Genomic DNA, 12,432 nt, shown 5'->3' with positions numbered 1-12,432 from the left:
AAAGTCTTAATGTGTTCCTTGAACATTAAGGGTTCGATTGGTCATATTCTTCTTTTTAAAGGTGGATGACTTAATCCTTTCTTGTAACTTGGAATAAAAGAGGTCCTCGTTGATCGGAAGGTCAACCCAATCGTCCATCCATGCAGATAAGTGCATGGCATTGGAAATCTCTAAACCTTTAATTCCTTCTACACCCGGTCCCAGTAATTCGGTACCAAAACGGATTGCATTCACCCAATTCGTGGTAATTCCTTTATGCTGGGTGGCTGATCCTTTAATCGGAATATCAATTTTCCAGCATTCAGGCTCACCAAATCCGCCTTTATATTCTTTGTTAAATTGTCTTTCTGACTGTGTTAACCGCCAAAATGTTAAATTTCCATCCTCGACTACTAATTTTCCCCGATCTCCCGATATTTCATATCGGTTCGTTCCCGGAGCATCTCCAGTAGATGTAACGAAGACACCTGTTGCCCCGTTTTCATATTCCACATAGGCCGTAACATCATCTTCCACTTCAATATCATGGAACTTTCCAAACCCACAGAATGCCCGGACTCGTTTTGGCATTAAGCCACTTGTCCATTGCCACAAATCCAGCTGGTGTGGATCCTGATTTAAAAGGACACCGCCGCCTTCACCGGCCCATGTGGCTCTCCAGCCGCCTGAATCATAATAGCTTTGCGAGCGGTACCAATCGGTGATAATCCAGTTCGTCCGTTTGATTTCCCCTAGTTCACCGCCTTGGACCAATTCTCTTAGTTTTTGATATAAGGGGTTGGTACGCTGGTTAAACATAATGCCAAATACTTTACCGCTTTTTTTTGCGACTTCATTTAATTCACGGACATTTTTGGTGTAGACACCAACAGGCTTTTCCACCAGGACATGAAGTCCTTTTTCAAGCGTTTTTATCGCTAATGGCGGATGATCATAATGTGGAGTTGCAATAATCACCGCATCAATATCGGCGAATTGGAGAAAGCTTTCCGGATGATCAAAGGTTTGTATCTTTTCCCCTAAAGCTTCTTTTGCCCATTGTAATCTCTCCGGGTTTTGATCACATACTGCAGTTAACACGGCTCCGTCTACTTCTCCGTTGTTTAAGTAGATGGCATGCGAACTGCCCATATTGCCAATACCGATAATGCCTATTTTGACCGTATTCAAACTTCTCAGCTCCTTTTCTATTCATAGATTTATGGAAGTTTTCCTGTTTACTCCCAGGAACCCATCCTGCTTTTATTTTTGTAATTGCTTCGCTAGTAATTGAAGGTTCTCTAGGCTTGTTTGTAAACTATCCATAGGGTTCCCTGGGCATATATCCTGTTCTACGGCGTACCATTCTACTCCAGATTTTTCACACCATTCGAGGATGGGGGCAAACTCAATCACACCGGTACCCACTTCGGCAAAGGTCCGTCTTTCATCCTTGGTCATATCCTTTAAATGGATAATCGGCATTCGATTGGCAAAGGGCTGAAGAAAGGATAACGGATCTCTTCCGCCTTTTTTTACCCAAAACACATCAATTTCAGCTAAGATTTTATTGTCCGCCGTTGGTTCCAGCAGATATTCCAAAGAAGATTTACCTTCTATTTCCGTGTCAAATTCAAAGGCATGGTTATGGTAACTAATACGGTATCCAGGGGCTTGAATAGCCACTTCATTCAAGAGGGTCTTTACCTTTTGATAGCCTTCCTTGTTTCGTAAATAGTCTGGGAGAAATGGACAGACAATATCTTTTGTTTGATATAAGCTCGCTTCATCTAGGACACTATCAAAATCTGAAGTTAGCCGATCAATGGAAATATGGATTCCAGCCGTTCCTAAATGATTTTCCTTCAGAGCAGCAGCAACTTCTTCTGGATCATATCCTGGTGGTAACGCAGACAACTGAACAGCGGCCCAGCCCATATCCTTCAATTCTTTAAATACGGGTCTAATCCCCCTTTTTAATTCTTCTCTTACGGTATACAATTGTGCAGCGAACTTATTTCTCATCCAACTCTCTCCCTTTATTTAAGGATCCTTTGTTTACAAGAATATAGTAAATGGAATATTCAGAAATTACATGAACTGAGGTTGTTCTCTATCGGTCAATTTTGTACCCATATTGCCATCTTAAAACTTCACAAATAATTAAACGTGCTCTAAATAACGAGACTTCATTTCTGCTAACACATCATCTCCCGGTCGATTCCAGATGGTTTCATTAAAGATTTCCACCTCAATCGGGCCTTGATAATCTGCTAGTTCCACTGCCTTTCGGATTCTCCTTAAGTCAATGACTCCATCCCCCATCATGCCACGCCCCATTAACAAATCGGGGGTTGGGACAATCCAATCTGACACATGGAACCCAACAATCCTTCCTTTAGCACGAGCAATCTGATCATAAAGGTCAGGATCCCACCAGACATGGAAAACATCAACGACAACACCCACATGCTCAGGACGATATTGCTCAGCAATGGTATTTGCCTCACTTAAGGTTACGATCACACTTCTCTCAGCTGCATACATCGGGTGTAAAGGTTCAACCCCCAGTTTAATTCCATAGTCGCTAGCAAAAGGGACAATCTGTTCAATCCCATCCGCGACCATTTCTCTGGCAGCGGGCAGATTCTTTTCAGAGGCAGGGCCACAGACTAGTACCAATGTATCGGTCCCCAGTTCGGCTGCTTCTTCTATGGCTCGCTTATTATCATCGATCCGCTTTTGCCGTTCACTTTTTGTAGCAGCTGGAAACATTCCCCCGCGGCAAAGGCTCGACACTTTTAGCCCGCTATCTTGAACCAAACGCTTACTTGCAGCCAGACCAATCTCCTCTACTTTGTGTCTCCATAAGGCAATCGATGGAATTTCATGCCTTACACATCCATCGATTGCATCACGGATGTTCCAATGACCTGTTGTGATTTGATTTAAGCTTAATCGCTCGATTGTTTTTAATGGTTCCATAAGATCCTCCTATTCCAGTCCAGACAACGTAAGTACCAGTTTCATTCTCTCCGCCGCTAAATCAGGATTTACTAGTAAACCAGCTTGATCGGCCAGTACAAAGAGTTCGGACAAATGTGTAATGGACCGGGCGCTCTCTGCACCGCCAATCATCCGAAAATGGCCTTGATGTCCATTCAAATAAGCCATAAAGACAATTCCTGTTTTATAGGAATAAGTCGGTGCTTGAAAAATATGTCTGGATAGATGAACGGTTCTTTCTAGAATCGAATCATAAAGCTTGAGATCACCATGATCAAGGGCCGTAAGTGCAGCGGCGGCTGCCGGAGCAATCGCATCAAAAATACCGAGAAGTGCATGACTAAACCCGTGATCATCTCCACCAATTAAGGCAGGGTAGTTGAAATCATCACCAGTATACATCTTGACCCCTTCCGGTAAACGCTTTCTCATTTCTCTCTCTCTGTCAGCATCTAACAGCGAAATTTTAATGCCATCCACCTTTTCCTTGTTAGCCCAAATGATATTTAAACAGACTTGCATGGCTTCCTCTATTTCTTGATGGCCCCAGTATCCTCTTAATGTAGGGTCAAACATATCCCCCAGCCAATGGAGGATAACAGGTTGTGAAACGGAGCGTAAGATCTGATCGTAAACTCGCTCATAGTCCTCTGGGCCGTGAGCATTTGCGGCTAACGCTCGACTTGCCATTAAAATGATTTGACTTCCCTGCTCCTCAATAAAACTACACTGTTGTTCATAAGCATTTATGATCTCGTCGAGGGAATAATTCCGATTCAGCGGCAAATGGTCCGTTCCCGCCCCACAGGCAATCCTGCCGCCAACTGAACGTGCCTCCGCACTGGAACGTTTGATCAATTCTTTGGCATTTTTCCAAGAGAGTCCCATTCCTCTTTGGGCTGTATCCATAGCTTCTGCCACAGAAAGCCCCAGTGACCAAAGGTAACGCCGGTAGGATAAGGTATCATCCCAATCGATTTGAGGTTTTCCAATTGGGTCAACAGTCGAGATGGGATCACAAACCACATGGGCAGCGGAAAAAGCAATCCGGCTTTGGAATTTTTCAGTCGGCAGGTCAAAAATCGCGGTTGTTCCTGGCTGATACACCTCAAATGAACCATTAGCTCTTGGCAGCATTAACTTTTTCCCCATGAACCATCCCTCCAATCGTCAGTTCAGGTACATCCACCCAGCGTCTTTCCTCCCACGATTTTATGGCAAGGTCAGATAATTGCGTTCCTTTTGCTCCTTCTAATAGATCCCATGGAAAATCTTCATCAAGGACGATATGCTTTAAGAATAGTTCCCACTGCACCTTGAAGGCATTATCATTTACTTCATTCGTTGGCACATCCTGCCATTGTTCTAAAAAGTTGAATGGATTAGGTATATCCGGATTCCAAACAGGTTTCGGTGTATTCACACGATGCTGAGTCTTGCACTCTCGTAAACCAGCAACCGCACTGCCCTCTGTTCCGTCCACTTGAATGGTTAATAAATCATCCCGATTCACACGTACAGACCAAGACGAATTCGCTTGAACAATAATGCCGCCGTCTAATTCAAATGTAGCGTAAGCCGCATCATCCGCTGTGGCCGTATAGAGATTCCCCTCTTCATCAACACGTTTGGGGATATGGGTGACTCCGAGACAAGAAACAGCCCGAACATTTCCAAATAGATGGTCTAGCACGTAACGCCAGTGGGCAAACATGTCGACAATAATGCCGCCTCCGTCTTCCTTACGATAGTTCCAAGAAGGACGCTGTGCTTCCTGCCAATCACCTTCAAATACCCAGTAGCCGAATTCCATCCGAACGGAAAGAATTTGACCGAAGAAGCCGTAATCTACTAATCTTTTTAACTTAAGAATTCCTGGGAGAAATAATTTATCTTGAACCACACCGTTTTTCACTCCCGCTTCATAGGCTAAGCGAGCAAGTTCTAAAGATTCTTCCACGCTTGCAGCAGTCGGCTTTTCACAATAAATATGTTTCCCTGCCTTTATCGCCTTGCGAATGGCTTCCGCCCGTCTGACCGTTGTTTGGGCATCAAAATAAATGGTGTTTCGCTGATCAGCGAGGCACTCGTCTAAATTTGTACTCCAACGATCAATTTTGTGGTTCCCTGCTAGTTTTTTTAGTTTTTCTTCGTTTCTTCCTACTAAAATCGGATCGGGCATGATCACATCGCCATTTTGACAAACAATTCCTCCCTGCTCACGAAGAGCCACGATGGATCGAATGAGATGTTGATTGGTTCCCATCCGGCCGGTAACACCGTTCATAATTATTCCTACATTTACGATCGACATACCTGTTTCCCCTTTCTCCTATTAAGACTCCTGTCTCCTGTCTGCTGTCCCTATGAACCATTTCATTTTCGAAGAATCGCTTCCAAGCTTTCCATTTTTATTTCTCTTTTTAGTTCAGAAGATTGAACAATCGCGTCAATCATTTGAATGGAGGAAAGAGCATCTTTGACATGGACATAATCTTGCGTATTTTCAGCAATACACGCATAGAATTTATCAATTAATTTGAGATGACTGGCACCATAATAGAATTTGGATCCTGGCATCTTTGTATCTTCCATGATCGCTACTTTTTTGCCATCTTCATCTTGCTTGTACAAGAAACTATCCTTGATGGTCAATTTTTGTTTGTCGAAAACGACCTGCAGTTCGACACTTGAATTATTCACATTCGCATTCGTCGCAAAAAAGAACCCTTGCGCACCATTTTTAAACTGGATGCGAGCTGATGCTGTGTCTTCTGTTTCTACCCCATAATCAAGCAATTGGTCAATGGAACCCCTAATGGAGTCGATTTCTCCGCCCAGAAACTGCATTAGATCCAAGGTATGAATGGATTGATTGATCATAACTCCGCCGCCTGCATACTTCAGCTTGCCCCGCCATGGTTTCGCCTCATAATAGGATTTCGGTCGTGCCCATGTGACAATACCCTTAATCCCGTTGATAGGTCCATATTGGCCGCCCTCAATCATTCTCTGAAGCATTTCAACTGTTTCGTTGAAACGATTTTGAAAGCAAATATTGATTTTAACATCAGGGTGTTCTTCTTCTAATCGCGCTAGTGCGAGACCTTCTTCGGTATTCAAAGCCAATGGCTTCTCTTGGAAAACATGAATCCCCTTTTCTACAGAGGCTTTTGTAACAGGGTAATGAAGAAAATGTGGTAAGCAAATATGTACACAATCCAATTCCTCATTTTCCAGCATGTCTTCATAATCGGAATAAAAATTGACCCCGGGTACGATTTCTTTACGTGTGATATCAATATCACAGACGGCAACTAACTCCGCACCCGCATGTTTCTGAATCGCGGCTAAATGAATGCTCGAAACATCTCCTAATCCAATCACAGCTATTTTTAACATAAGATCCTCTCCTTTTTCCAAATCAGTTCTTTTTTGTGTCCCAATGATTTCCCTTCTGTGCCACTGGGGCAAAATTGTTCTTGTTTGGGACGGATGTACACCTTTCCATAGAGCTAGGTTCCTTTGCCTATTGCTAGGAATCTCACCATGAAGATAAAGAAGTAACTGAATAAGACAGTTACTTCTATTTATCAAGAAATCTTACAAACTACCAATCCAGCAAATACTCTTATCGATTGTTAACCCAATCTGTGCTCTCTTTTTGAGCCTTTTTAAGGGCCTCTTCCGGACTTCTTTTTCCTGTTAAGGCTGCCTCCACTTCAGAGGTTAACGTAAATCTCGGCTGTGAAGATCCCCATGGATAGCGAGGTGTGATCGGTGTTTTCATAGCTTCAAACACTTGAAGCATTAATGGCTGTTTTTTTACACTAGCCCATTCGGTGGCGGACTTCACGGCTGGTACTAATCCTAGTTCTTCATAGACATATTTTTGGGCGAAATCGCTAGTAGCAAACTTTAACCATTCCCAAGCTAAATCTTTATTTTTACTGCTTTTTGCAATGACAATCGGACTTCCGGCAAATAAGCCGCCCTTACCCTCACTATTTTTAAACTCTTGAGCGATGCCAATGCGGTCGCCAAGTCCTCTCGTATAAGCAGGTTTCACAGTATCCCCAGGTCCTTGGTTCAACATAATCGCAATATTATTATCTTTTGATAACCATTTCTCGTTTCCTTGGTTACTAACAAGTCCCTTTGGTGCATACTTTTGCATATCTACTAGCCAATTTAAGCCATTTAGCATTTCTGGCGAACTAAAGTTAAATTTTACATCCTCCCAAGCAAAACCTGTTCCCCATTGACCATTTTGCCCTTCTGCAAGATCAATAAGTGTAAAAGCAGATGACCAATCTCCACGGAACCAAATACCATAGTTTTTCTTGCCTGTTTTTGGATTTGTACCTGTCATTTTTTTCGCTTTTTCTGCAACCTCTTGCATCGTAGGGTGATCGGATAAATAGTCTACACCCCAATCGTCGAATATCTTTTTGTCATAGGAAATAAAACGGGCGTCACCTAAGAATGGCAGTCCATAAATAGCTAGTTCCTTGCTGTTCGGTCCTAACACCTTCCAGCCGTCTACTTGGTTATCTATGAATTTATCAAGTTTAAAATCAGGGTCCTTATCAATATATGGCTGTAATGGTTCAAGTACATCTTGTGGAGCAAAGTCTGCGACACCAGGCATCTGATACACATCTGCTTCATTAGAAGTGATCATGGCCTGTGTTTTCTCGGTATATCCTTCCCATGGCATTAAAACGAAATCAACGGTTGCTCCTGGATGCTGCTTTTCGAACTCCTGCTTTAACACTTTAACACCTTTTGTTTTCTGACCTGTTATGGGATCTGTTTTGTCATCCATCGCAAAATCACCAATCATCATGACCTTGATTTTTTGACCGGCCCATTTTCCATCACTCTTGCTCGTACTAGCTTCAGACGAAGAGCCTCCTGACTTCGAGCTGCAGCCAACAAGTGCAGCACTAAGCAGCAGCATAACCATTAACATCAAAGACGTTGTCCTACTAAAAATACCTCTGCGCATTTTCTTTCCCCCTATTTATCATTAATAAGAATAACCAGCCTGAAAATGAAAGCTCTTTTCGTAAATCTGTAACTATTCTCCCTTTACCCCGCTCAAGGCGATACTTTGAATGATGTAACGTTGTAAAAACAGATAAAGGATGATAATCGGTAAAATGCTTACCGTTGCTAAAGCCATGGTTAAGCCCCCTAAACTAGAACCATTTTCTTGTGAGAAGCTTGCTAAAAAAAGCGGGACGGTTTGCAAGTCTAAATTATTTAGAACAACTAACGGCCATAAAAAGTCATTCCAGCTCCAAATAAAGGCTAATATGACCATGGTGGCTGCGATTGGTCCTGCAAGTGGTAAGAAAATTCGGAAGAAAATTTTAAACTCACCAGCCCCATCAATTTGTGCAGCCTCTCTTAAGGTATCTGGTAGTGAATCAAAAAATTGTTTACACAGAAATATCAACATTCCACTAATTAAGTGAGGAAGAATTAATGGCCAAAACGTATTTAATAAATGAACACTATTAAACAATTTATATAATGGGATTAGCCTCGGCTCCATGGGAATCATGAGGGTACAAAGGACAATAAGAAATAAGAATTTCTTCCCTTTGAATTTCCCTTTCGAAAAAGCATACCCTGCAAGTAAGGCAGAAGTTACACCCAATAGCACCGAACTAATGGTAACGATACCTGAATTAAGATAGGCCTTAACCAGTCTCCCATTTTCAAAAACCAGACCATAGTTGAAGGAAGAAATCTTTTCAGGTATCAACCGCGGTGGAAAAGGCATGGAAATGTTGGCATCTCGATCAAAACCGACACTAACCATCCAAATAAAGGGTGTAATAAGAACGACACCAAATATCAATAGAATCAGAAACTTGACGACAGAGGTGAGCTTTTCCACTTTTTTCATCGACATAGAGTTATTCACTGAATTCCCTCCTCCCTAAGTTATATTTTCATCTTTGAAATTTTTAGATTAATAAAGGTGAAGATTAGTATGATAATAAACATAATGTAAGTGGCAGCGGATGCGATTCCAAACTCAAATCCGGTAAAACCTCGTTCATAAATAAAGGCACCCATCGTTTGAATCGAACGAGCCGGGCTTCCATTCGGCCCACCAATCACATAAACCTCGTTGAAGCGTTGAAGCGCTCCAATCCAACCAGTAATAAGTAAGAAAGCAAAGGTTCCGGTCATGTTTGGAACAGTGATAAATAACCATTGTTGCATCCCACTGGCACCATCAATTTTAGCTGCTTCATACATTTCCGTTGGGATGGATTGAAGGTTTGCAAGACAGATAATAATGACAAATCCGATCCAGTGCCAAACTGCTAGAAGAATGACACCCCATTTAGCTGTCCCGGGATCAGAAAACCAGCCTGGTGTTGGCAGCCCTAACGTATGCAGTACAAAATTGACAATCCCCATTTCAGGGTGAAATACAAATTGGAAGATCATAGCTGCTGCAACAATAGAAGTGACATTCGGTAAGAAGTAAATGACTTTGAAGAAGTTTTTTCCCTTTGGCACTGAGTTAATTAGTGTGGCAAAGATAAAGCCTAGTGGAATGGTAATAATCACTTGGAATATCCCAATATAAAAAGTGTTCCAAACCGAATTCCAAAAAGTACTTGAATTTAACACGGTTCGGAAATTATCAAGTCCCGTAAAGGTTTCAATGGTTCCATTCGATTTATAGAAGCTTAACCTGAGCGATTCAAAGATTGGATAAACCATAAAGAGTAAGATACCTAAAAAACTGGGTAGTAAAAAAAGGTACCAGGTCCATTGAGAACTTCGTTTTCTAGTTTTAGTCTCCGTGATGAGGTTCGCACTCACACTCGCAGGGTGAGTATTTGCGGCTTCCATACTGTTATTTGCCATATAAATCTCCTTTCTTGTTTGGATTTGCTTCCATATCTGAAAGCCTGACCTGAATCTTTACAATAGGTATAAAATGATAACGTTTTCATTTAGGTCTAAAAAATTTTCTTATGTAACTCTCTTATTTTTTTTTCATGATCTCCCCCTTTTTTTATGTTTTAGCTAATTAGTAAGGCCCTCACTATTACTAATTAAATAGTAGTTAAATTAGGAATATTCTGCATGTTTATGATTGTTTTAAATGACGATAAATTTGTCTAAAATTGCCCATTACTATCTAAAAGATAAATTTTTAGATAAAGGACTTACGATCCTTACGGCAAACAACTGATGAGAAAGAATAGTTTGTCAAAATAAAAAGACACCCCCCATTAAGTAAACTGCTCTTCACAGTTTTGGGAGACGTCTTTTTTCCAAGCAATTCAACATCATAAGACAATTATTAATAGAAAAAACATTATGTAGAAATAATCACATCTTATTCTTTAGGATTATCGCTGTACGATTCGCCCTGCGGTTACGGTATTCCGAGGGGGTAAGGTTCATTTGTTTCCGAAAAAACCTGCTGAAATGCGATGCATCTTCAAACCCAGACTCTAAGGCTACTTCAAGGATCGATTTTTCCGGGTGAATCTCTAACAAATATTTCGCACGATTAATTCGACATAACATTAAGTATTGCATGATGGTAAATCCGGTTACATCTTTAAAAATCCTCGCCATATAATATTTACTTAAATTTAAATTTTCTGCAATGCAGTCCAAGGAAATAGAGCTGCAAAAATTCCTTTCAATCCAAGGAATAATTCGTTTGACATGGGTATTCCTTTCTGATTCAATTGGGGGTATTTTAACTAGCTTCTGTTGACTGACTTGAAAAATTTTAAATAGGAGTTGAACCACTAAAGTGGTGATTTCCCCTTCACGTAAACGATTTTCTCCTGATCCAACATCCCCTATTGGAGTATTTACATCGATGCTGACGATCCTCCTTAATATGGTTTTTATCTCATTTAAGGTTTCTTTGTCCGTTCCACGAAATAATGTATTGTTAAGTTGGGTAAAAGGCGTTAATAATTCAGGAACGTTCAAATTGTATAAAATCGGCCGTAACCATTCGGATGAAAACTCGATTAGGCTTCGCTCATAAGTAATCCCTGGCTCTGGGTATGCTCGATGTAATGTTAACCCATTCATGATAATTATATCGTCCTCTTGTAAATGATAAATATGGTCACCAATTAAATATTTGCAGTTACCGCCATGAAAATAATAGATTTCGTATTTTTCATGTGAGTGATAACTAAAATCTTCATATGATTTTACCGTGGTCACCAATCGATATCTTGCATTTATTTTTTTATCATCCAAACGACATTCCCCCATCTCTAGAAAAAGTTTGCTGTAAAAAACTAAATGCTAATTTTGCATGAGAGCTAAAAAACCACTTATTTCTATATTCTGAATAATTTATTCAACATATTTATTGTGTTCCCCTCCTAAAATCAACTATTTCGATATAGGATAAAAGTATGGTTTTTTGTAATAGGAAAATGGGTTGATACTAATGAGGTAATGGGGAAATCTCTAAAAAATGGTAATGTATACTTAGCGGACCACCATTTACTATGCTATGATATGAGATGAGTAGACTGAATTTTTAAAATAAATCCTTTATTATGAAAGGGGTATTTCTTTTGAAAAGAATGTTTTTAGTACCCTTATTGATTAGTTGTCTATTAATATCTGCATGTGGTGCTGCCAGAGTCCCAATGAATACGGATAAAAAGCAAATGATGAATATGAAGCCAGTTAGCGGAAACGAAACACTCTCACAATGGTCTACACCTGATCGTATAACTGCTAACCAGCCAGTAACTATTTCCATCCTGATTAAGGACAAACATAATAAACCGATTAATGACTTTGAAACGGTTAGTACTAAAAAAATGCACTTAGTAGTGGTGAGCAAAGACCTGTCTTACTTTGCCCATATTCATCCCACTTTTAAGGGAAATGGACAATTTGAAATTACGACCCAGTTTCCTGCTAGTGGTGATTATAAGCTTATTGCAGAAATGACTCCAGTTGGGGCCAGTGATTACAGCATTGAAGATCACTGGATAACTGTTCAAGGTACTCCACCTGCTTCGGTCACGATTGTACCTGATACAAAACTCTCCAAAGTGATTGATGGAACGAAGGTAACTCTTTCTTTTGATGAAAAACCAACTGCCAAAAAAAATATCGATATGAACTTCACCTTAACTAATGCTGCGTCAAATAAACCGATAAAAAATTTAAAACCGTATTTAGGTACAGTCGGACATTCGGTTGCAATAGACAAGGATGTAACACAGTTTATGCATATACACCCCTTGTATCCGAAAGGAACTGGTCCAAAAGTGGTATTCATGACCTATTTTCCAACCAAGGGTGTTTACAAAGTTTGGGGTCAGTTTAACGTCAATGGACATATTTTGACGGTTCCGTTCGTTATCAACGTACATTAATATAAGAAAAGCGCGAGGCGCCCGCCTATCGGCG

General features: G+C 40.7%; 11 protein-coding genes. 1 reads left to right on the top strand and 10 read right to left on the bottom strand.

What is annotated here, in order from left to right; genetic code table 11:
* Window positions 1–6: 6 nt before the first annotated feature.
* The 10 genes from V7266_RS00750 to V7266_RS00705 all read right to left on the bottom strand — a co-directional run bounded on the left by V7266_RS00750 (window position 7) and on the right by V7266_RS00705 (window position 11,256).
* Entirely contained in the window at window positions 7–1,170 is a 1,164-nt protein-coding gene (locus V7266_RS00750) for a Gfo/Idh/MocA family protein (protein ID WP_335465284.1), read from the bottom strand.
* A gap of 72 nt (window positions 1,171–1,242) precedes the next feature.
* Window positions 1,243–2,004 carry a sugar phosphate isomerase/epimerase family protein gene (locus tag V7266_RS00745; protein WP_335465282.1) on the bottom strand — a complete coding sequence of 254 codons (762 nt, stop codon included), beginning with the start codon at window positions 2,002–2,004 and terminating at the stop codon, window positions 1,243–1,245.
* Window positions 2,005–2,142: 138 nt separating this feature from the next.
* On the bottom strand, window positions 2,143–2,964 hold the full coding sequence (locus tag V7266_RS00740; RefSeq protein WP_335465280.1) for a sugar phosphate isomerase/epimerase family protein: 822 nt from the start codon (window positions 2,962–2,964) through the stop codon (window positions 2,143–2,145).
* A gap of 9 nt (window positions 2,965–2,973) precedes the next feature.
* Entirely contained in the window at window positions 2,974–4,137 is a 1,164-nt protein-coding gene (locus V7266_RS00735) for a dihydrodipicolinate synthase family protein (RefSeq protein WP_335465278.1), read from the bottom strand.
* Window positions 4,106–5,299 (bottom strand): Gfo/Idh/MocA family protein, encoded by a 1,194-nt coding sequence (locus tag V7266_RS00730; protein WP_335465276.1) that lies wholly within the window; start codon window positions 5,297–5,299, stop codon window positions 4,106–4,108. Before V7266_RS00730 ends, V7266_RS00735 begins: the two co-directional genes overlap by 32 nt.
* Window positions 5,300–5,361: 62 nt before the next feature.
* Window positions 5,362–6,387: a Gfo/Idh/MocA family protein gene (locus tag V7266_RS00725; protein ID WP_335465274.1), complete on the bottom strand. Its 1,026-nt coding sequence runs from the start codon at window positions 6,385–6,387 to the stop codon at window positions 5,362–5,364.
* 229 nt (window positions 6,388–6,616) lie between these two features.
* Complete coding sequence (locus tag V7266_RS00720) at window positions 6,617–7,996, bottom strand: extracellular solute-binding protein (RefSeq protein ID WP_335465272.1); 1,380 nt, start codon at window positions 7,994–7,996, stop codon at window positions 6,617–6,619.
* Between the two features lie 72 nt (window positions 7,997–8,068).
* Window positions 8,069–8,923 (bottom strand): carbohydrate ABC transporter permease, encoded by an 855-nt coding sequence (locus tag V7266_RS00715; protein WP_335465270.1) that lies wholly within the window; start codon window positions 8,921–8,923, stop codon window positions 8,069–8,071.
* A gap of 20 nt (window positions 8,924–8,943) precedes the next feature.
* On the bottom strand, window positions 8,944–9,885 hold the full coding sequence (locus V7266_RS00710) for a carbohydrate ABC transporter permease (RefSeq protein WP_335465268.1): 942 nt from the start codon (window positions 9,883–9,885) through the stop codon (window positions 8,944–8,946).
* A gap of 471 nt (window positions 9,886–10,356) precedes the next feature.
* Entirely contained in the window at window positions 10,357–11,256 is a 900-nt protein-coding gene (locus V7266_RS00705; protein WP_335465267.1) for an AraC family transcriptional regulator, read from the bottom strand.
* A gap of 335 nt (window positions 11,257–11,591) precedes the next feature.
* Here V7266_RS00705 and V7266_RS00700 point away from each other — a divergent pair, with 335 nt between their 5' ends.
* Complete coding sequence (locus V7266_RS00700) at window positions 11,592–12,398, top strand: hypothetical protein (RefSeq protein ID WP_335465382.1); 807 nt, start codon at window positions 11,592–11,594, stop codon at window positions 12,396–12,398.
* The last annotated feature ends 34 nt before the right edge of the window (window positions 12,399–12,432 follow it).

This window comes from Neobacillus drentensis (assembly GCF_036965645.1).
In the GTDB taxonomy this organism is placed as follows: Bacteria; Bacillota; Bacilli; order Bacillales; family Cytobacillaceae; genus Neobacillus; species Neobacillus drentensis_D.
This window is presented reverse-complemented; position numbering and strand designations above follow the sequence as displayed.

What these genes read in the sequence shown, in the direction of transcription:
- V7266_RS00740 (WP_335465280.1), bottom strand. Translation starts at nt 2,964, where the DNA reads ATGGAACCATTAAAAACAATCGAGCGATTAAGCTTAAATCAAATCACA.
- V7266_RS00710 (WP_335465268.1), bottom strand. Translation starts at nt 9,885, where the DNA reads ATGGCAAATAACAGTATGGAAGCCGCAAATACTCACCCTGCGAGTGTG.
- V7266_RS00745 (WP_335465282.1), bottom strand. Translation starts at nt 2,004, where the DNA reads ATGAGAAATAAGTTCGCTGCACAATTGTATACCGTAAGAGAAGAATTA.
- V7266_RS00725 (WP_335465274.1), bottom strand. Translation starts at nt 6,387, where the DNA reads ATGTTAAAAATAGCTGTGATTGGATTAGGAGATGTTTCGAGCATTCAT.
- V7266_RS00700 (WP_335465382.1), top strand. Translation starts at nt 11,592, where the DNA reads ATGTTTTTAGTACCCTTATTGATTAGTTGTCTATTAATATCTGCATGT.
- V7266_RS00730 (WP_335465276.1), bottom strand. Translation starts at nt 5,299, where the DNA reads ATGTCGATCGTAAATGTAGGAATAATTATGAACGGTGTTACCGGCCGG.
- V7266_RS00735 (WP_335465278.1), bottom strand. Translation starts at nt 4,137, where the DNA reads ATGGGGAAAAAGTTAATGCTGCCAAGAGCTAATGGTTCATTTGAGGTG.
- V7266_RS00720 (WP_335465272.1), bottom strand. Translation starts at nt 7,996, where the DNA reads ATGCGCAGAGGTATTTTTAGTAGGACAACGTCTTTGATGTTAATGGTT.